Source organism: Pseudomonas sp. A-B-19, assembly GCF_019947515.1.
Taxonomy (GTDB): Bacteria; Pseudomonadota; Gammaproteobacteria; order Pseudomonadales; family Pseudomonadaceae; genus Aquipseudomonas.
Window position 1 is genome coordinate 67,244 of sequence record NZ_JAGYGN010000003.1, and the last position, 18,498, is coordinate 85,741.

Consider the following 18,498-nt stretch of genomic DNA (forward strand, 5'->3'; position numbering starts at 1 on the left):
TCGCCACTGGTCTTAAGAATTGCGGGCCAGCCGTGTGAGGATCCGGTCCAGCGCATTGGCAAACGCCTGCTTCTCACGGTCGCCGAACGGCGCTGGCCCCCCACCCATTTGCCCCTGTTCGCGCAAATCGGTGAACAGGTTGCGCACCGCCAGCCGCTCTCCCATGTTCTGCGCATCAAACTCCTTGCCCCGCGGATCGAGCGCCGCCACGCCCTTCTTCACCAGACGATCGGCCAGCGGCACATCGCTGCAAATCACCAGCTCACCGGGCACCGCGTGTTCCACCAGATAATCGTCCGCCGCATCCGGACCGCTCGGCACCACGATCAACTTGACCAGTGCCAGCCCCGGTTTGGTCTGCGGCTGTCCCGCCACCAGCACCACTTCGAACTGGCGCTTGAGGGCGAACTTCACCACCAGATCCTTGGCTGCCCGCGGACAGGCATCGGCATCGATCCACACACGCATTGAATTTTCCTCTGTTGAAAAGCATCGTCGGAACGCCGCCCGGGGCAAGCCACGCTCCCACAGGTTAACGCTAAACCTGTGGGAGCGTGGCTTGCCCGCGAAAGTGGGCGCAGCGAATGCTCTTTAAGAAACCTGCACCCGCTGCCTATCAACCACCCGGCTACGACCATACAACACGACAATCGCAATGATCGCCACAGCCTGGGCACTCAGCGAATACGCATCGGCATGGATCCCCAACCATTCAAAGTCAAAGAACGGCACCGGTCGAGTGCCGAAGATCCCGGCCTCTTGCAGCGCTTTGACGCCATGCCCGGCAAACACCACCGACAAGGCGCACAAAAGACCGGCGTTGATGCTGAAGAACAGCGCCAGCGGCAGTTTCGCCGAACCGCGCAAAATCACCCAGGCCAGGCCGACCAGCAGCACCAGCGCCGTGGCCGCACCGGCCAGCACCGCGTTATGCCCCGCGGGCCCCGCCTGCAACCACAGGGTTTCGTAGAACAGAATCACTTCGAACAGTTCGCGATACACCGAGAAAAACGCCAGGGTCGCAAAGCCGAAACGCCCACCGCCACCCACCAGGCTGGTCTTGATGTAATCCTGCCAGGCCGCCGCGTGACGACGGTCATGCATCCACACGCCCAGCCACAACACCATGACACTGGCAAACAAGGCTGTCGCGCCTTCCAGCAATTCGCGCTGCGAACCGCTGACATCGATCACATAGGCTGCCAGCGCCCAGGTACCCAGCCCCGCCACAAACGCCAGCCCCCAACCGGCGTTGACGCTGCGCACCGCCGCCTGTTGACCCGTGTTGCGCAGGAAAGCCAGGATCGCCGCCAGCACCAGAATCGCTTCCAGACCTTCACGCAGTAGAATCAGCAGGCCGGAAATGTAACTCAGCGACCAGCTCAAACCCTCGTTGCCCAACAGGCCGGCCGATGCCCTCAACTTGTCCTTGGCCACGTCCAGGCGCTGCTCGACCTCGCTCATCGGCAGGCCATCCTGCAATGACTGACGGTAGGCCATCAGGGACTTCTCAGCGTCTTTGCGCACGTTGGCGTCAATGTTATCCAGCGAGCTCTCAACCAGCTCGAAGCCTTCCAGATACGCCGCTACCGACAAGTCATAGGCCTGATCATGCTCACCGGCACGATATGCCGCGATGCTCTTGTCCAGCGTGGCTGCGGTGTAGTCGAGCAGTTGCGCCGGGCCACGCTTGACCTGTGGCGGTTGCGCGCGCTGGGCACGGAAGGTCGCGGCGGCTTGCGGGCCTTCGGCGGCCTGTACTTCGGCCGGGGTCTGACGAGCCAGGTCGGCGATGTTGTAGGTCTTTTCAGCCTTGGCCGTCGCCGGGTCGACACTGAAGCTGGCGATATAGGTGGCCAGGTCCCAACGCTGACGATCATCGAGTTGATCGGCAAAGGTCGGCATGTCAGTCCCTTCGACGCCCAGGCCCAAGGTGCTGTAGACCGCGTAGAGGCTCAACCGATCCAGTCGTGTGGCATCACGCAAGTTGGATGGCGGTGGCGTCATGCCGACACCTGCCGGGCCGTCGCCAGCTCCTGCATCGCCATGGCAGACCGAGCAATGCTGAGCGTACAGCGGCGCGCCACGCGCCGGGTCCGGCGTAATCACCGGGGCCTGACTGACTTCATAGGCCACAGCCAGCTTCGCCCCCAGTTGCCGGGCCTGGCGAGTGACCTCGGTACCCTCCTGACGGGCGTCGATGGAATTTCCCAACGCAGCCAGGCTTTGCTCCAGCGCGGCTTTTTCCGGCTTGGCCGGCAGGGCTGCAATCAGACTTCCCAGCGTCTTGAGCGATTCTTGCTGCGCGCGAAATCCGGCCTGGTCCGTGATGCTGCCCGCCTGCACTGTGTCCGGGTAATCCGCGCCGATGTAATCGAGCAAGTGCAGCGCCTGCGGCGCACCTTCGGCAGGGGCGGCCAGCAGTTGAACGCTGCACGCCGCGAACAGTGGCAGCAACAGCCAGGCCAGGAAACGGGAGGGGGCAATCATGAATGAATCTCAGTTTGAAAAACGAAGTTACATATTGTTAACGCCCAACAGGTTTCGCTCAAGCTTTGTTGGGGCTTCCTGCGAAATCGCGGGCTCTCCAAGTGACTGATACCCCAATGAAAAAGGCGACCTCATGGGTCGCCTTCCTGGATTTCCGTCGGATCAGACTGCGGCTTTTCGCAGCGTCGCCATGAACGCGGCCGCCCCGATGAACAACCCGGCAAAGGTCCGGTTCATGCGTTTTTGCTGTTTCGGTGTACGCAACAGGCGCAGCACCCTGGACGCCAGACCGGTGTAGCCAGCCATGACGATCAAGTCGACGCAGATCATGGTCACGCCGATCACCAGATACTGAATCAACAGCGGAGCATGGGGATCGATGAACTGCGGCAACACCGCCAGCATGAACACCAGCGCCTTGGGGTTACTGATGTTCACCAGGAAACCACGGAACACCAGGGCCATCGGCTTGCCGATCTGACGCACTGCCGCGTCATCGCTCATATCGCTAGGCAGCGCACGCCATTGCTTGATCGCGAGGTAGACCAGGTACGCTACGCCGAACCATTTGATCGCATAGAAGGCTGTGGCCGACGCCGTCAGAATCGCGCCCACACCCGCGCCGACAATGGCGATCTGCACTGCAAGGCCCAATTGCAGACCCAGGGCGTTCCAGTAGCCGCGCCAGAATCCGTATTGCAGACCGCTGGACATCGACGCAATGGCGCCGGCACCGGGGGACAGGCTGATCACCCAGCAGGCGGCAAAAAAAGCCAGCCATGTTTGAAGCTCCATTGCACACCTCGACTCAGACTCGTGACAGACGTCTAAGCTAATGCGGCTTTGACTGGATGACTACCGATTTTTTACAGGAGATGGCGATTGCCAACAGCCAAAAGCAAAGATCGCAGCCTTCGGCAGCTCCTACATTGGAATGCGTTTCCCTGTAGGAGCTGCCGAAGGCTGCGATCTTTAAATCTTGAACTGGCTTACTACTTTTCAAACCCGCTGGAAGGAAACACATCCGTGCCGCGCCAGCGCCGAACAGAACGCTGGAAGAACAGGCTGTTGGGCACCTGGACCATCGCACTGCCGGTGCCGAGCTCTTCGGCCTCGATCAATGTGGTGTAAAGCAGGTTGATCGCCACCACCCGACCTTTGACACCGGGCTTGTCGGTGGTGTCCACCAGCTCGACCACGTCGCCGATACGGAACGGGCCGACGGTAAAGATCAGGATCGCGCACAGCAGGTTCGACAGCACGCTCCACATGGCGAAAAACGCCACCGCCGCGACCGCAACGAAACCGGACAACGCGGTCCAGAGCACCGTGGCCGATACACCGAGTCGCTCCAGCACGAAAATCAACGCACTGCCCATGATCAGCCAGCGCAGGCCCCCGCGCAGCGGCATCAGCAACTGCGGCGGAAACGGGTAGCGCTCACCGAGACGAGTCAGGCATTTGGCAACAAAGCGCTGGGCGATGTAACCGGCGAACAGGATCAGCAGGATTTGCACGCCAAGCCAGATCGGCTCGACCCACACCGCCGGCAACGGCAGCTTGAAGGCGTCCATCAGGACAGCGCCTCCAGCTCCGCCTGCATGCTTTCCAGCAATTCCAGAGCTTCCATCCACGCTTCTTCCAGTTGCGCCTCACGCACCTTCAACTTGGCCTGTTCGGCCAGCAGATCACGCAAGTCGTTCTTGCGTGCCGGTTCGTAGATGTCACTGTCGCCGAGGCTGGCATCGATTTTCGCCAGCTTTTCGTGAAGCTTGCCCAGCTCGGTTTCAAGCTTGTCAGCTTCACGCTTGTGCGGCGCCAGTTGCTGGCGCAACGCAGCAGCGGCCTGACGCTGGGCTTTCTTGTCGGTCTTGTCCGGGTTGGCTGGGGTGTTGCTGACCGGTGCATTGCGCTGACGGTAGTCCACCAGCCAACGGGTGTAGTCCTCCAGGTCACCGTCGAACTCCTCGACCTTGCCGTCCGCCACCAGATAGAAATTGTCGGTGGTGCTTTTGAGCAAATGCCGGTCGTGGGAGACCACCAGCACCGCACCACTGAATTCCTGCAGCGCCATGGTCAGCGCCAGACGCATTTCCAGGTCCAGGTGGTTGGTCGGTTCGTCGAGCAGCAGCAGGTTCGGCCGGTCCCAGGCAATCAATGCCAAAGCCAGACGCGCCTTCTCGCCACCGGAGAAGTTCAGTACCGGCTCGTCGATTCGCGCACCACGGAAGTCGAAACCGCCGAGAAAGTCGCGCAAGGTCTGCTCACGCTCGGTCGGTGCCAGGCGCTGCAAGTGCAGCAACGGGCTGGCCTTGGAATCCAGAGAATCGAGTTGATGCTGGGCGAAGTAACCGACCACGGTGTTCTCGCCACGGGTCAAGCGGCCGGCCAATGGCGAGAGCTCACCGGCAAGGTTCTTGATCAGGGTCGATTTACCCGCGCCGTTAGGTCCGAGCAGACCGATTCGCGCACCCGGCGTCAGTTGCAGCTTGACCTTCTCCAGCACGGCTTTGTCGCCGTAACCCAGGCGGGCATCAGACAAGTCGATCAGCGGGCTGGAGATTTTCTGCGATTCACGGAAGACGAAGTCGAACGGCGAATCGACGTGGGCAGCAGTCAGCTCTTCCATCCGCTCCAGCGCCTTGATCCGGCTCTGGGCCTGACGGGCCTTGGTGGCCTGGGCCTTGAAGCGGGCGATGTAGCTTTCCATGTGCGCACGCTGTACTTGCTGCTTCTCGTAGGCCTGCTGTTGCTGGGCCAGACGTTCGGCACGGGCGCGCTCGAAGGCGCTGTAGCCACCGCGGTACAGGGTGATCTTGCGCTGATCGACGTGGGCCACGTGATCGACCACGGCATCGAGGAAGTCGCGGTCGTGGGAAATCAGCATCAAGGTGCCCGGATAGCTCTTGAGCCATTCCTCAAGCCAGATGATGGCGTCGAGGTCCAGGTGGTTGGTCGGTTCGTCGAGCAGCAGCAGGTCCGATGGGCACATCAAGGCCTGCGCCAGGTTCAGACGCATCCGCCAGCCACCGGAGAAATCCCCGACCTGACGATCCATCTGCTCATTGGTGAACCCGAGACCGGCCAGCAACTTGCGCGCCCGGGCGTCGGCGGTGTAACCGTCGGCGCTGTCGAGTTCGGAGTGCAGGCGGGCCTGTGCGGCACCGTCATGGGCCGCTTCGGCTGCCGCCAGGTCGCGTTGCACCTGGCGCAGGCGCAGGTCGCCATCGAGCACGTAGTCGACCGCCAGGCGTTCGAGGGTGTCGACCTCCTGGCGCATGTGGGCGATACGCCAGTCGGCCGGCAGGAAGCAATCACCCGAGTCTGGGTGCAGCTCGCCCCGAAGCAAGGCGAACAGGCTCGATTTGCCGGCGCCGTTGGCACCGATGAGGCCGGCTTTCTGGCCGGCGTGCAGGGTCAGCTCGGCGTCTTCTAGCAGACGTTGCGGGCCACGCTGTAAAGTCAGGTTCTGAAGTCGAATCATAATGGCGGCGGAGTCTACCAGCTTCGCTCGCAACTGGCGCGAGTAGCACTATGTCCTCTGACCTGTGGAGCTTTTCCCTGACCATTTACACCCGCCCTGGCGTTGAGCAGGCATGCCTGCAATTGCAGTCGGCGGGGGTCAATGTGTGCCTGTTGCTGTGTGGTGCGTGGCTGGGACAGCGAGGTGTGGCCTGCGATGAACAGCGCTTGCAGCAACTGCGCAGCGTGGCCGTCTCGTGGGACACCGATGTCGTGCGGCCGCTACGGGCCTTGCGTACACAATGGAAAACCGCGGCCACGGAAGACGCTGACTTGCATACGCTGCGTGAACAAGTGAAGGCACTGGAGCTGGAAGCCGAACGGCATCTGTTGTTGCGGCTGGAGAGAGCGGCGCAGAGTTGGCCGCAAGGTGCCGAGACCGATCTATCGGCCTGGCTGGAAGGTGCGACGGCGGAGGCCGCCCACCTGCACCGCGACGCGCTGCATCAGCTGCGCGTCGCGGTAACCGGCACTTAGGAAGCGCTGGCCGGGGTAGTTACAGCACTCGAAGTTGCGGCAGGTGTAGGTGCTGGCGCGACTGTCGAGGTAGTGGCTGCCGGAGCAGGTGCTGCTGGCGCAGCCGGAGCGACTGGCTTGGCAACCGATGCGGTGGCTGGCTTGGCGGCAACCGGCTTTTTCGCTGCAGGCTTGGTCGCTGGTTTTGCAGCGGGTTTTGCAGCAGCCGGTTTGGCAGCAACTGGCTTGGCTGCGGCCGCTGGTTTCGCTGCAGCTGGTTTTGCAGCTGGTTTAACCGCAGGTTTGGCAGCCGCTTTTACCGCAGGTTTTGCCGCTGGCTTGGCTGCTGCTTTTGCAGCGACAGGTTTTGCAGCCGGCTTGGCAGCAGGTTTCGCCGCGGCGGTCCGGGCAGCCGGTTTAGCGGCGGCGGTTCTAGCCGCAGCTGGTTTGGCAGCAGCGGCTTTTGCAGCGGCAGGTCGTGCAGCGGCTGGTTTGGCAGCCGTGGTTTTAGCCGCAGGTTTTGCGGCGCTGGCAGCAGCCGGTTTTCTCGCAGCGGGTTTTGCAGCAGGTTTGGCTGCGGCAGTTTTCGCTACTGGTTTGGCAGCTGCCGGTCTTGCAGCAGCAGGCTTGGCCGGTGCTTTTGCAGCAGCCGGTTTGGCAGCGGCTTTCTTCGCAGGTGCCGCAGCAGGTTTGGCTGCGCGCAGGGACAACGCCTTGACGACAGCCTCTTGTACACGACCGACGCCCTGGGCCAGTTTCAGGCTTTCCTGAGCATCGCGCTTGAGTTGCAGAATGTAGCTGCGGGTTTCCGATTGACGATTCTTGAGGGCATCGAGCAGCTCTTCAAGTTCGGCCACTGCGTCCTTGGCCTTGGCTTGTGCCTTGGCTTTTCCAGCCGTCGCAGCGTCCTGCAATTTGGTGCGGGATTTGTGCAGTTTTTCTTGCGCTTTTCCACGCTGCTTTTCCAGTTTGGCGAGCAGTTTTTCAGCATCAGCCAAGGCTTCGGAACAAGCGGTTTCCAGATGCTCGAGCAAGCTTCTCGAGAGTTGTTGGAGCAGGTGCAATGGAGTGTTTACTGGCTTCTTGTTGGCCGACATGGTTTACCTCCTGGCTGAAGTGAGTGCGGCTCATACTAGACCTCTGCAGCAACCGCCGCTAGGGCATGTTGACACTATCGAAAGCCGTGCGTTGCAAAGGATCGAAAAACTTCTGCGTCGACGCAAAAGCAGTTCAGCGTTGCGCGCATTCTCACTGGCATAATCGCCCGCAATTCAGGTCGGAGAGTGCCCATGTCGCGCTACCTTTTTTTATCGCTGTGCGTGTTTTTTTCGGTGGCCCAAGCCGCCGCAACGACACAGGAAAATGAAGCCCACGATCTCGCTTACAGCCTGGGCGCGAGCCTTGGCGAACGCTTGCGCCAGGAGGCTCCCGACCTGCAACTCCAGGCACTGGTCGATGGATTGCAGCAGGCCTATCAGGGCAAACCGCTGGCGCTGAAGGACGAGCAGATCCAGCAGATATTGACCGAGCATGAAGCCCGGATCGCCATGCAGTCAGCCGAGCCGCAAAGCGAAATGGCGCTGGAAAAGGAACAGCGTTTTCTCGCCACAGAAAAAGCCAAGCCCGGCATGCGCGAACTGGCTGATGGCGTGCTGCTGAAGGAGTTGACGCCAGGCACTGGCGCCAAGGCCGGACCGAACGGCAAAGTGCAGGTGCTGTACATCGGTCGCTTGCCCGATGGCACGGTGTTCGATCAGAACAGCCAGCCACAATGGTTCAGTCTCGACAGCGTGATCGCCGGATGGCGCAGCGCATTGCAAAACATGCCGGTCGGAGCGAAATGGCGACTGGTGATCCCGTCGGCCCAAGCCTATGGCGCCGACGGTGCCGGCGACGTGATCGCACCGTTCACCCCATTGGTGTTCGAGGTTGAATTGCGTGGCGCAACCAACTGACAGCGGAAATGAAAAACGGCGTGCATTGGCACGCCGTTTCGGGGTCTTGCAGGAAGTGCTTCAGGCCTGAACCGGATCGGTTACCTTGTGAGCGGTATGCAGCACTTCGATCAGGCAGTCCTCCAGCTCGAAGCGTTCATGCAACAGGCCACCCAGCTCCTTGAACTTCTCTGCAACGCATTTGCCTTCGTCGCAAAGGTCATTGAACGCAAGCAGCTTTTCAGTGATGACATCGATGCGCGGGTAGATGGTCTCGGCGAGCTCCAGGCCACGCTTGTCGTTGAAGGCCTTGGCCTCCCCCGTCAATTGCTCGTAGATCTCGAAATGCCCGGCCGATACATAATCGACCAGTACGCCGCAGAATTCCTGCAAAGGCTTGCGGTTCTCACCCAGCGCCTCAGGCTTTGCGCCGAGAGCGTCATAGGCCCCGATCAGTTCGTGTCGCTCCTGCAACCAGCGATCGATCAGCAGGTGCACTCCACCCCAGCGTTCCTGAGCATTCTGACAACTTTCGAGCATGGTGATCTCTCTTCCCTTGTGGGTCAGCTGCTCAATGCCCGTCGCCCTCTTGTTACGTCGGGGGCGATTTCAGGCAGAGCGTCATCGAGCAACATAATTCCAATGACACATGCGGGCCAGATTATGCCCGCACGACACTGGCTTCAAGGTACGCAGGAGATAAAGTTCATACAAGTGTTTAATCGCCCGCAAAGGCCCGGTGCGACGACTCGCCGCCAAGTGGTCGCTGATAGCGGGTCCAGACCAGTCGCAACGACTGGTAAACGGCCAGAATCATCATCGCGACGAAGAACAACAGGCTCCACTCGGTGAGACTCAGATCGAACAGCGTCCAGGAAATTTCCACACAATCGGCAGCGCCCTTGAACATTTGCTGTACGACGGATAGCCACGGGGAACTGGTCAGCAGGTCCGCCAGATGGGTCGAGCACCCCGCTGCCTGTTCCGTCGGAAGGCTTTGCAGCAGGACCTGTCGCCACGCCGTGACAGTGCCCGCGAGGCTGCAACAAAGACTGAGCAGCCAATACAGAACGTTTCCGATGCGACCGGGGCCATGGACCGAAGCCAACAGGCAGACACCGGCAAAGAGCGCCATGCAAAACCGTTGCAACAGACACAATCCACAAGGTCGCAGGCCGACTGAATATTCCAGGTAGTAGGAAACGCCCATCGCCAGGGCGCCCGCAATGAAAGCCATGAAAAACAAGGAGCGTGAGCAGGCCAAAGACATGGCTTTTCCGTAAAAGTAGTGACAGGCCATTACGGTAGAGGAAAGCGCGACGGCCTTACAAGGCAAGTGCCCACAGAGACTTCAGCACAGGTGTAGGGAAATCCCGACGCAAGCGAGAGGATAAAATGTAGTCCTCTGTAGGACTTTGCCTTCGACAAGATGCGGCAACTGAGTTTTAACTCATCATCGTACTGCGGCGAGGGCGATCGCTCCTTCGCCGCAGGTCATCGCTCAGACGCCGGAACCCGGCGCCAGCGAACAGATCAAGCGCGGACTGGCACTGGCAGAGGGGCCGCAAGCAAGCGTTCATCCAATAACCCCAGGCCTTCCTGAAACAGCTGGTTACTGCGCTCGGTATCGCCCATTTGTGCCAGCAAGCGCGCCAGTTCCGCACAGGCTTCCGGATTGCGTTGTACACGCAGGCTGCTTTCCAGATAGTCCCGGGCCTTGCCCCACAAACTGTTTTGCAGGCATAGACGACCCAGTGTCAGCAGCAGGCCCGGATCGGCCGGATGGTCCTTGAGCCAGCCTTCGGCGGCCTGCAACTGGCGGGCCGGATCATTGCCGCGAACCAGTCCGTAGAGTCGTGCCAGATGACTGTCGTAGTTGCGCTTGAGAGCAGTACGCAACACTTCTTCGGCCTCGACCTGAGCCCCCAATTGCCGCAGTTGCTCGGCATACGCGAGCACCAGTTGCGGCTCCTGACGCTGTGCCGAGGTCAGTTGTTGCCAGGCACGTTCAAGCGATTGCAGCCCCACCGTTCCGTCTTCTTCCCGTTGCGCTGCCAGAATCAGGTTCGCCCCCCAAGCCCGACGCTCCAGCTCGGCGAGCTCGGCCGCCGGCAGGACTTTGTCTTTGCGCAGCTCCGGCAGCAGGCGAATCACTGCCGACCAGTCACCGCGCTGCTCGAGCAAGCGCTGCAACTGCCGCAGGGTCTGTGCGTTATGAGGATGGCGTTCACGCATGGCTTGCAAGGTAGCGAGGGCACCTTCGGTATCACCGCGATCGGTCTGCAACTGAGCGTGGCTCAAGGCGATAGCCAACTCGGCCTGAGGCTGACGCTCCAGCGCGCGCTCCAGCAGGTTGTCGCTTTCTTCGTAATTGCCGAGTTCGTTCGCGGCACGGGCAGCGCCGAGGTAATAAAGCAGCGGCTGGCGCTCGGCTTCGGCAACCCGATGCAAGTGCCGTTGCGCGCTGGCCCAGCGGCCCTCGGCCAGGTCCAACTGACCGTGTTCGATCGCCACCTGCAACCGACGGCTGCGGTTGCGCCGCGACCAGGGATTGACCACGCCACTGGAGGCCATCACCAGCTCGACCAGCGACTTGATGCCCCAGATCACCAGCCAGAGCACAGCCACCAGCGCCAAGGTAGCCCACAGGCTCGACTCATAGCGAAAGGTCTTGTAGGCAATCAGCACGTAACCGGAATGTTCGGCAATCGCCAGCCCCAGCGCAGCGGCAGCGGCGATCACGAGGAACACGATCACATAGAGGCGTCTCATGGCGTGGCCTCCGGCGTAGCGTTCGCGGCAGGCCTGGTCAGTGGCTTGACCGAATCCTCGGCGTTGACGTTGCGCCGCTCGAGGTACCCCTGCACTGCGCTCAAGGTGCCGGTCATGTCTGGAGTGACGACGGTGACGGGTTGCGTCCTCAACTCGGCCACCTGCTCAAGCATCACTTTGCTTTGTGCGTTGTCCGGGTTGAAGTTGCCCTTGAGGATGTCCCGCGCTTCGTCCAGCACTTGGGAGTAAACCGCCGCCTGGCCATTGAGTGCGGCCCACTGCGCTTGCTCCAGCGCCAGGCTCAGGGCCAGGCGCACCTGACTCAGGCTCTGGCCGGCCAGCAATGGACGAACGTTTTTGTCGGCATTGAAATCGATACGGATGTAGCGCGAAATCTGATCCCACCATTGCGCCCAGCGACTGGCACCGTCGCCATCGGCGGTCAGGCCCAGCAACGAATCCCCACGGTCCTTGTACTCCGGTGCCAACTCGGTGAGGCTGGCCACTTGATCACGCAGCGCGCCCAGACGCAGGAACAGCCCGGTGCGATCCGGTTGTTCGGTACTGCGCAAGGCGATCAGGGTCTTGGCCACCTGCTCGCGAGCAGCAAAGGAACCCGGGTCGTTTTGCTCGCGCAGGATCTCGTCGGCACCCTGGACCAGCGCCTGGGCACTGCTGATGTCCTGCAAGGCGGACAGTCGCAGGCTGGCCAGACGCAGCAGGTGCTCGGCCTCGGCCAGACGCCAGTCCTTGCGGCTGGCACCGAGAACGGTTTCCAGCCGTTGGTTCAACCGCTGCTGATCACCTTGCAGCTGAATGACCAGACGGCTACGTGCTTCCAGTTCATCGGCGGGAGGCAATTGCGCCAGGCGTGCGCTCAGGCGCTCCTCATTGAGCTTGAGGTTTTGCGCCTGGTCATTCAACGCCTGCATCTGGCTCAGTTGCTGTTGATTAATGGCTTGCAGGTGATGTACCTGCCAGACACCCCAACCGCCCACCGCGACACCGGCCGCACCCAACAGCAGCGCAATGATTGCCAGACCATTGCCCCGACGCTGCCCGACAGCAGGTGGCGGCGGCGGCATTTCATCAACAGGAGCATCAACAGGTGCATCGAGCACCCGTCGCGAGTCGTCTTTAGGCAAGGCTGTTTCGCTCACGTATCCATCCTTTGCATTATAAAACGGGTACGGGATGCTCCCGTAACGCCGTCAGCAAGGCCGCGGCACTCGCACCGCGACAATCCACAACTGTTTTGGCCCCGGCGGCACGCGCCAGCTCGGCAACCCTGGAGCTTGGTACAAACAACGGCAACTGCGCCAACTGCGGCCAGGCGTTGCCGGCCAATTGATGCAGGTGCTCAAAACCTTGTCCACTGCTGACCACCAGCCCGTTCAGGCGTTCCGCCCGGATCCGCTCCGGCAGCTCTGTCGGCGGGTAAATCGGCAATGCCCGGCGGTACAGTTCAAGATACTCGACACTAGCACCAAGCTCACGCAAACGCTCCGCCAGCAACTCGCGCCCGCCCTCCCCGCGCAGGATCAACACTCGCGCATCGGGATGTGCGATAGCCTCGCGTAGTCGGGATAATTCGAGCAAGGCTTCACTGTCATCGCCTTCTGCCGGGAAGCTCACGTCCAATCCGTGATCCTCGAGGATCTGCGCAGTCGCCGCGCCGACGCTGAACCACTTCACACCGGGCGGCGCTGGCCAATACCGCTGGAGCAGATCGACGCCGATCCGGGCGGCTGGCTTGCTGATCACAATGACCGCGCAGAACTGATCCAGTGCCAGAATCACCTGGCGCATTGTGTCAGTGACCGCAATCGGCATGATGTCCAAAAGCGGCAGACTGTTACTGAATATCCCCTGCTCAGCCAAAAGACTGCTCAGCGCCGCCGACTCATCGGCGGGACGCGTCAGCAGCAAGCGCCAGCCGATCACTCGTGACCAGCCTCGCCATAGACCGCTTTGAGAATGGCGTCGGCCCCTTGGCTGAGAAGGTCTTCGGCGACTCGCACACCCAGCGCTTCAGCATCGCCGCGAGGAGCACGGGCCTCTGCGCTGAGCAGCAGACCACCCTTTGGATCGCCCACCAGCCCGCGCAACCACACCTGCTCACCTTCCAGCACGGCGTAGCAGGCAATCGGCACCTGGCAGCCACCATTGAGGTGCTTGTTGAGAGAACGTTCGGCGGTCACGCGGGTGGCGGTGTCCTGATGATGCAGCGGCGCCAGCAGAGCATGGATTTCACGGTCGGCGCTGCGGCATTCGATACCCACCGCGCCCTGACCACCGGCTGGAAGGCTGTCGTCGACACTGATGGCCGAGGTGATGCGATCTTCAAATCCCAGGCGGATCAGGCCGGCAGAGGCAAGGATGATGGCGTCGTATTCGCCGGCATCGAGCTTGGCCAGGCGCGTATTGACGTTGCCGCGCAGGAAGCGGATTTCCAGGTCCGGGCGACGGGTCAGCAATTGCGCCTGGCGGCGCAGGCTGGAGGTACCGACGATGCTGCCGCGGGGCAACTCATCGAGGCTGGCATAGGTGTTGGAAACGAACGCATCGCGCGGGTCTTCCCGCTCGCAGATGCAGAACAGGCCAAGGCCTTCAGGGAAGTCCATCGGCACGTCCTTCATGGAGTGCACGGCGATGTCGGCTTCATTGTCCAGCAGCGCGGTTTCGAGCTCCTTGACGAACAGGCCCTTGCCACCGATTTTCGACAGCGGTGAGTCAAGCAGCTTGTCACCACGGCTGACCATGGGGACGAGGGTGACCAGCAGGCCCGGATGCGCCACTTCAAGACGGGCTTTGACGTATTCGGCCTGCCACAGGGCAAGAGCGCTTTTGCGGGTGGCGATGCGGATCTGACGAGAGGACATGGATCAATCCGTACTGAATAGATACGGCGGATAATAACATCTCAGCCAAATTCACTTTGACTTGTATCAGATACTACTCGGCCTCCCTGGCCCCGGATGTCCGGCAATCGGGTGTGAAGTTCGCCTTCGAACAGCTGTTTAAAGCTGTTGCATCATTTTGCGCACGCCGGCCACATGGCGCCGGCTGACGATCAGCGCATCACCGTTGAGACCTTTGAGAAACAGCTGAAAATGTCCCAAGGGGGTGCGCTGCAGTCGCTCGATACGCTCGCGGGCGACCAGTGCATTGCGATGTATACGCACGAAGCGGTCACCGAATTCGTCCTCGAGGGCCTTGAGCGGCTCATCGAGCAGCACTTCGCCGCCTTCGTGGCGCAAGGTCACGTATTTGTGGTCGGCTATGAAGTACACCACCTGATCCAGCGGAATCAGCTCAATCCCTTTACGGGTCCGGGCGCTGATATGGCTACGCGGGCCGCTGCCGCTTTCGGCAGCAGGACGGGTCAGGGCGGCGAGCTGGGAACGATTGGGGCGCTCGGCTCTTTTTAATGCGTCATGTAATTGTTCAGTTCTCACAGGTTTCACCAGATAGCCTACGGCGCTGGCCTGTAAGGCTTCCACGGTAAATTCATCGGGCCCGGCGCAGAACACTACGGCGGGAGGGGTTTCACGTTCGCACAATCGCGCAGCCACTTGCAGGCCATCGAGGCCGGGCATGCGGATATCAAGCAGCACGATATCCGGTTTATGGCTGTCGATCAGCGCCAACGCCTCTTCGCCATTCGTGGCACTAGGCTCCATGACACTGTACCCCTCGAGTTCGCCAACCATTCGGCTCAGGCGCTCGCGGGCCAAGGGTTCGTCATCAACGATCAGGACATTCATATTGCGCTGGATTCCTGCGTGAGTCTCGCACAAGGATAGCGTAGACAGGTGAAGTGACGTCCGTCACCGCGATCCACGCTAAGACTAGCGCGAGCGTCAAAAAGTGCCGTTGGTCCGGCGGCTAAATTTTCATTTGCCGGGCGATTGGCGGCCCAGGCCCGCATCGGCGGCACATCGCCACAGGGTTTTCTGTTACGCAATCTGAATACCCCTCTGCTTTTATAATCAGCGGCTGCAACGAAAAGTGCGCTGATCCTACTGTCCAACTGTAGACGGTTGCCGGGACGATACAGCTCAATTGGAAAATATCGTTCCGCAAAAATGTACGGAGCTTGCCCAAGCCTGGACTCGCCCCCCCAAAAAAACCTGTCGACCAGTGTCAGCGACAGGATTGGCAACCCTGTTATTATCCGCGCCAGCGTTCCACGCCTTCTTACTTCAAGCCGATACGAGCGAATTCATGAGCACTGACAAGACCAATCAGTCCTGGGGCGGCCGCTTCAGTGAACCCGTCGACGCCTTCGTCGCCCGCTTCACCGCCTCCGTCACCTTCGACCAGCGCCTGTATCGCCACGACATCATGGGCTCGATTGCCCACGCCACCATGCTGGCCAAGGTCGGCGTGCTGACCGATGCCGAGCGCGACAGCATCATCGATGGCCTGAAGACCATCCAGGGTGAAATCGAGGCCGGCCAGTTCGACTGGCGCATCGACCTCGAAGACGTCCACATGAACATCGAGGCGCGGCTGACCGACCGCATTGGCGTGACCGGTAAAAAACTGCACACCGGCCGCAGCCGTAACGATCAGGTCGCCACCGACATCCGTCTGTGGCTGCGTGACGAGATCGACCTGATCCTGGCTGAAATCACCCGCCTGCAAAAAGGCCTGCTGGAGCAGGCCGAGCGCGAAGCGGCCAGTATCATGCCGGGGTTCACCCACCTGCAGACTGCACAGCCAGTGACGTTCGGGCACCACATGCTGGCCTGGTTCGAAATGCTCAGCCGCGACTACGAACGCCTGGTCGACTGCCGCAAGCGCACCAACCGCATGCCGCTGGGCAGCGCCGCACTGGCCGGCACCACCTACCCGATCGATCGTGAATACACCGCCCAACTGCTGGGTTTCGACGCGGTTGGCGGCAATTCGCTGGATAACGTCTCCGATCGCGATTTCGCCATCGAATTCTGCTCGGCCGCCAGCATCGCGATGATGCACCTGTCGCGCTTCTCCGAAGAGCTGGTGCTGTGGACCAGCGCGCAGTTCCAGTTCATCGATCTGCCCGACCGTTTCTGCACCGGCAGCTCGATCATGCCGCAAAAGAAAAACCCGGACGTTCCGGAGCTGGTGCGTGGCAAGACCGGTCGCGTATTCGGTGCGCTGATGGGCCTGCTGACCCTGATGAAAGGCCAGCCTCTGGCCTACAACAAGGACAACCAGGAAGACAAGGAACCACTGTTCGACGCCGCCGACACCCTGCGCGACTCGCTGCGGGCCTTTGCCGACATGGTTCCGGCGATCAAGCCCAAGCACGCGATGATGCGCGAAGCGGCGCTGCGCGGGTTCTCCACCGCCACCGACCTGGCCGACTACCTGGTGCGTCGCGGCCTGCCATTCCGTGACTGCCACGAAATTGTCGGTCATGCCGTGAAGTACGGTGTGGACAGCGGCAAGGACCTGGCGGAAATGAGCCTGGAAGAGCTGCGCAAGTTCAGCGACCAGATCGATCAGGACGTGTTCGCCGTGCTGACCCTCGAAGGCTCGGTCAATGCCCGTAACCACATCGGCGGTACTGCGCCGGCGCAGGTGCAGGCTGCCGTGACTCGTGGTCAGGCGTTGCTCGCCAGCCGCTAAAAGCTAAAAGCATCGCGGGCAAGTCGGATCGACGCACTGACTTGCCCGCGATGACATTCGCAAGAACGCTACAAAACCTACTTCTTGCTGGCGACCATCGCCATGAACGCCGGCATCGCTGCCTCTCTGTCCGCCGCAATTCGCTGAACGTTGGGGTTCTGTCCCAGACGCTCCAGCAGCGCCTTGGCCGCCGGCATATCTGCCAGCAGATCAATCCCGAACACCTTCTGCCCGACCGCACTGGCCAGTGACACGCTGTACAGGAAGTACAGATCGGCAATGCTCAAGCTTTCTCCAGCCACATAAGGGGCGAATTTTCCGTGCCTGGCCAGGGAGGCAAACCCCAGTAGCAACTCAGCCTTGCTCTTTTCCTTAATCGCCTCCGGCACCGTCATGCCAAAAAATGCTTCCGGAAAGCAGGCACGCGCCGGCAGTTCGATGTACAGCTCGATTTCCTTGGCCAACGCCAGCACCTGTGCGCGCTCGAACGGCTCATTCGGTAGCAGCGGCTTGCCCTTTTGGGCTTGTTCGATGTACTCGAGAATCACACTGGTTTCGTTGATGTAGCCCTGCTCGACACCCAGCACCGGAACCTTGCCCCGCGGGCTGATCGCCAATGACTCTGGGGTCTGGGTCGGGACGAACATGACCTCCTCGAATGGCAGGCCTTTTTCCAGCAACGCCAGTTTGACCATGTTGTAGTAGTTGCTGACACAAAATCCATAAAGTTTAAACATCACATAGCCTCCAGGCCGTGCGGGGTGGGCGGTGTCTGTTTATAGAACGCTCAAGGCGTTCCTGCCAGCAGCATCACGCCGATGAATGCGGGTAAACTGGCCGCCTTTCCTTGAGGAGCCTGCCATGAGCGAGCCAACCGATATCGACAACGACGAAGAAGAGTTCGCCGAAAGCACCCTGATCCAGGCCATCGAAAACCAGATCGAAAGCGACAACCCGCCAGCGGCCAAGGCGACGTTCAACAAGCTGACGCTGGTGGGTTACGAGCGGGAAGAAATCCTCAACTTGATGGCGCACGTTTTGGCGGTAGAAATCGACGCGATCCTCGAAGAAGACCGCCCGTTCAACACCCAATGGTATGAAGCTGCCCTGCGCGCATTGCCCGAGTTGCCGCCCGAAAAGCAGTAAGATCAAAAGATCGCAGCCTTCGGCAGCTCCTACCGGGTACGCATTCCCATGTAGGAGCTGCCGAAGGCTGCGATCTTTTTTTGCGGTCTACACCGGATACCACCCTCGCTGCCCGCACCTGCCACCAGGGATTGTTCCCCGAGGCGAAAAAAACCCTGCTACGGGCACTGGACATGCCGGACAAGCGGGTTCACCTTAGGGGCGCTGTCGTCCAATTCCTAGAAAGTCTGGAGTCCTTATGTCGCTTACCCCTGAGTTGGTTGCCGAACTGGAAGTCCTCGCACTCTTCAACCTGGACAGTTCCCAGGAAGGCCTGAAAATTCATCAGACCGCTGCCCCGAAACACATTGCCGCCGCCAAACGCCTCTTTGAAAAAGAACTGACCGACCAGCCTGATGGCGGTTACCTGACCAGCCTGGGTCGTGACGCCGCGCAAAATGTGCAATCCGCGCTGACCATTCTTAACGCCGAAGCAACAGCCTGAATTCTGCCGCATCGCCCACGGAGACCCCGACCCAGGGATTTCCGCGGGCACACCCCCTGATTTCTGTCTCCA

The 18,498-nt window shown here is 60.8% G+C and carries 19 protein-coding genes and 1 pseudogene; 5 read left to right on the forward strand and 15 right to left on the reverse strand.

What is annotated here, in order from left to right; all coding sequences use genetic code 11:
- Positions 1-12: 12 nt before the first annotated feature.
- The 5 genes from KGA81_RS04140 to KGA81_RS04160 form a co-directional block, all read right to left on the reverse strand.
- Complete coding sequence (locus tag KGA81_RS04140) at positions 13-468, reverse strand: YaiI/YqxD family protein (protein ID WP_008048660.1); 456 nt, start codon at positions 466-468, stop codon at positions 13-15.
- A 123-nt stretch (positions 469-591) separates the two neighbouring features.
- Entirely contained in the window at positions 592-2,490 is a 1,899-nt protein-coding gene (locus KGA81_RS04145) for a cytochrome c/FTR1 family iron permease (RefSeq protein ID WP_223544688.1), read from the reverse strand.
- 162 nt (positions 2,491-2,652) lie between these two features.
- Positions 2,653-3,285, reverse strand: coding sequence for a homoserine/homoserine lactone efflux protein (gene rhtB, locus KGA81_RS04150; protein WP_223544689.1), 633 nt, complete (start codon positions 3,283-3,285; stop codon positions 2,653-2,655).
- Between the two features lie 197 nt (positions 3,286-3,482).
- Entirely contained in the window at positions 3,483-4,064 is a 582-nt protein-coding gene (locus KGA81_RS04155; protein ID WP_223544690.1) for a mechanosensitive ion channel family protein, read from the reverse strand.
- Positions 4,064-5,974: an ATP-binding cassette domain-containing protein gene (locus tag KGA81_RS04160; protein WP_223544691.1), complete on the reverse strand. Its 1,911-nt coding sequence runs from the start codon at positions 5,972-5,974 to the stop codon at positions 4,064-4,066. Before KGA81_RS04160 ends, KGA81_RS04155 begins: the two co-directional genes overlap by 1 nt.
- Positions 5,975-6,024: 50 nt before the next feature.
- Here KGA81_RS04160 and KGA81_RS04165 point away from each other — a divergent pair, with 50 nt between their 5' ends.
- Positions 6,025-6,489 carry a TIGR02444 family protein gene (locus KGA81_RS04165; RefSeq protein WP_223544692.1) on the forward strand — a complete coding sequence of 155 codons (465 nt, stop codon included), beginning with the start codon at positions 6,025-6,027 and terminating at the stop codon, positions 6,487-6,489.
- Here the strand turns inward: KGA81_RS04165 and KGA81_RS04170 are convergent.
- The gene (locus KGA81_RS04170; protein ID WP_223544693.1) at positions 6,486-7,565 is read right to left on the reverse strand and encodes an AlgP family protein; all 1,080 of its coding nucleotides are present in this window, start codon (positions 7,563-7,565) and stop codon (positions 6,486-6,488) included. The two genes, KGA81_RS04165 and KGA81_RS04170, sit on opposite strands and share 4 nt — an antisense overlap.
- 192 nt (positions 7,566-7,757) lie before the next feature.
- Here KGA81_RS04170 and KGA81_RS04175 point away from each other — a divergent pair, with 192 nt between their 5' ends.
- Entirely contained in the window at positions 7,758-8,423 is a 666-nt protein-coding gene (locus KGA81_RS04175; protein WP_223544694.1) for an FKBP-type peptidyl-prolyl cis-trans isomerase, read from the forward strand.
- 60 nt (positions 8,424-8,483) lie between these two features.
- On the opposite strand, the gene rsd is transcribed toward KGA81_RS04175, so the two are convergent.
- The 8 genes and pseudogenes from rsd to KGA81_RS30170 form a co-directional block, all read right to left on the reverse strand.
- Entirely contained in the window at positions 8,484-8,942 is a 459-nt protein-coding gene (gene rsd / locus KGA81_RS04180; RefSeq protein ID WP_223544695.1) for a sigma D regulator, read from the reverse strand.
- A gap of 178 nt (positions 8,943-9,120) precedes the next feature.
- Positions 9,121-9,672 carry a disulfide bond formation protein B gene (locus tag KGA81_RS04185; RefSeq protein WP_223544696.1) on the reverse strand — a complete coding sequence of 184 codons (552 nt, stop codon included), beginning with the start codon at positions 9,670-9,672 and terminating at the stop codon, positions 9,121-9,123.
- A 263-nt stretch (positions 9,673-9,935) separates the two neighbouring features.
- On the reverse strand, positions 9,936-11,174 hold the full coding sequence (locus KGA81_RS04190) for a heme biosynthesis protein HemY (RefSeq protein ID WP_223544697.1): 1,239 nt from the start codon (positions 11,172-11,174) through the stop codon (positions 9,936-9,938).
- Positions 11,171-12,334, reverse strand: coding sequence for a uroporphyrinogen-III C-methyltransferase (locus tag KGA81_RS04195; protein WP_223544698.1), 1,164 nt, complete (start codon positions 12,332-12,334; stop codon positions 11,171-11,173). Before KGA81_RS04195 ends, KGA81_RS04190 begins: the two co-directional genes overlap by 4 nt.
- A gap of 16 nt (positions 12,335-12,350) precedes the next feature.
- Positions 12,351-13,118: a uroporphyrinogen-III synthase gene (locus KGA81_RS04200; protein ID WP_223544699.1), complete on the reverse strand. Its 768-nt coding sequence runs from the start codon at positions 13,116-13,118 to the stop codon at positions 12,351-12,353.
- Positions 13,115-14,056, reverse strand: a complete 942-nt coding sequence (gene hemC / locus KGA81_RS04205; protein WP_223544700.1) for a hydroxymethylbilane synthase — start codon at positions 14,054-14,056, stop codon at positions 13,115-13,117. The genes KGA81_RS04200 and hemC overlap by 4 nt, the downstream gene beginning before the upstream one ends.
- A gap of 138 nt (positions 14,057-14,194) precedes the next feature.
- Positions 14,195-14,941: a LytR/AlgR family response regulator transcription factor gene (locus tag KGA81_RS04210; RefSeq protein ID WP_108217198.1), complete on the reverse strand. Its 747-nt coding sequence runs from the start codon at positions 14,939-14,941 to the stop codon at positions 14,195-14,197.
- Positions 14,938-15,060, reverse strand: a pseudogene (locus KGA81_RS30170) (sensor histidine kinase); the annotation flags it as partial. The gene KGA81_RS04210 and the pseudogene KGA81_RS30170, both read right to left, overlap by 4 nt.
- Positions 15,061-15,401: 341 nt before the next feature.
- Between KGA81_RS30170 and argH the strand changes: the two are divergent.
- Positions 15,402-16,796 (forward strand): argininosuccinate lyase, encoded by a 1,395-nt coding sequence (gene argH / locus KGA81_RS04215; protein WP_223544701.1) that lies wholly within the window; start codon positions 15,402-15,404, stop codon positions 16,794-16,796.
- A 77-nt stretch (positions 16,797-16,873) separates the two neighbouring features.
- On the opposite strand, the gene KGA81_RS04220 is transcribed toward argH, so the two are convergent.
- Complete coding sequence (locus tag KGA81_RS04220; protein ID WP_223544702.1) at positions 16,874-17,533, reverse strand: glutathione S-transferase; 660 nt, start codon at positions 17,531-17,533, stop codon at positions 16,874-16,876.
- A 124-nt stretch (positions 17,534-17,657) separates the two neighbouring features.
- Between KGA81_RS04220 and KGA81_RS04225 the strand changes: the two genes are divergently transcribed.
- Together KGA81_RS04225 and KGA81_RS04230 are read left to right on the forward strand one after the other, a co-directional pair.
- Positions 17,658-17,942, forward strand: a complete 285-nt coding sequence (locus KGA81_RS04225) for a hypothetical protein (RefSeq protein WP_223544703.1) — start codon at positions 17,658-17,660, stop codon at positions 17,940-17,942.
- A gap of 238 nt (positions 17,943-18,180) precedes the next feature.
- Positions 18,181-18,426 (forward strand): TIGR02647 family protein, encoded by a 246-nt coding sequence (locus KGA81_RS04230; protein WP_223544704.1) that lies wholly within the window; start codon positions 18,181-18,183, stop codon positions 18,424-18,426.
- The last annotated feature ends 72 nt before the right edge of the window (positions 18,427-18,498 follow it).

What these genes read in the sequence shown, in the direction of transcription:
- KGA81_RS04140 (WP_008048660.1), bottom strand. Translation starts at nt 468, where the DNA reads ATGCGTGTGTGGATCGATGCCGATGCCTGTCCGCGGGCAGCCAAGGAT.
- KGA81_RS04145 (WP_223544688.1), bottom strand. Translation starts at nt 2,490, where the DNA reads ATGATTGCCCCCTCCCGTTTCCTGGCCTGGCTGTTGCTGCCACTGTTC.
- rhtB (WP_223544689.1), bottom strand. Translation starts at nt 3,285, where the DNA reads ATGGAGCTTCAAACATGGCTGGCTTTTTTTGCCGCCTGCTGGGTGATC.
- KGA81_RS04155 (WP_223544690.1), bottom strand. Translation starts at nt 4,064, where the DNA reads ATGGACGCCTTCAAGCTGCCGTTGCCGGCGGTGTGGGTCGAGCCGATC.
- KGA81_RS04160 (WP_223544691.1), bottom strand. Translation starts at nt 5,974, where the DNA reads ATGATTCGACTTCAGAACCTGACTTTACAGCGTGGCCCGCAACGTCTG.
- KGA81_RS04165 (WP_223544692.1), top strand. Translation starts at nt 6,025, where the DNA reads ATGTCCTCTGACCTGTGGAGCTTTTCCCTGACCATTTACACCCGCCCT.
- KGA81_RS04170 (WP_223544693.1), bottom strand. Translation starts at nt 7,565, where the DNA reads ATGTCGGCCAACAAGAAGCCAGTAAACACTCCATTGCACCTGCTCCAA.
- KGA81_RS04175 (WP_223544694.1), top strand. Translation starts at nt 7,758, where the DNA reads ATGTCGCGCTACCTTTTTTTATCGCTGTGCGTGTTTTTTTCGGTGGCC.
- rsd (WP_223544695.1), bottom strand. Translation starts at nt 8,942, where the DNA reads ATGCTCGAAAGTTGTCAGAATGCTCAGGAACGCTGGGGTGGAGTGCAC.
- KGA81_RS04185 (WP_223544696.1), bottom strand. Translation starts at nt 9,672, where the DNA reads ATGTCTTTGGCCTGCTCACGCTCCTTGTTTTTCATGGCTTTCATTGCG.
- KGA81_RS04190 (WP_223544697.1), bottom strand. Translation starts at nt 11,174, where the DNA reads ATGAGACGCCTCTATGTGATCGTGTTCCTCGTGATCGCCGCTGCCGCT.
- hemC (WP_223544700.1), bottom strand. Translation starts at nt 14,056, where the DNA reads ATGTCCTCTCGTCAGATCCGCATCGCCACCCGCAAAAGCGCTCTTGCC.
- KGA81_RS04210 (WP_108217198.1), bottom strand. Translation starts at nt 14,941, where the DNA reads ATGAATGTCCTGATCGTTGATGACGAACCCTTGGCCCGCGAGCGCCTG.
- argH (WP_223544701.1), top strand. Translation starts at nt 15,402, where the DNA reads ATGAGCACTGACAAGACCAATCAGTCCTGGGGCGGCCGCTTCAGTGAA.
- KGA81_RS04220 (WP_223544702.1), bottom strand. Translation starts at nt 17,533, where the DNA reads ATGTTTAAACTTTATGGATTTTGTGTCAGCAACTACTACAACATGGTC.
- KGA81_RS04225 (WP_223544703.1), top strand. Translation starts at nt 17,658, where the DNA reads ATGAGCGAGCCAACCGATATCGACAACGACGAAGAAGAGTTCGCCGAA.
- KGA81_RS04230 (WP_223544704.1), top strand. Translation starts at nt 18,181, where the DNA reads ATGTCGCTTACCCCTGAGTTGGTTGCCGAACTGGAAGTCCTCGCACTC.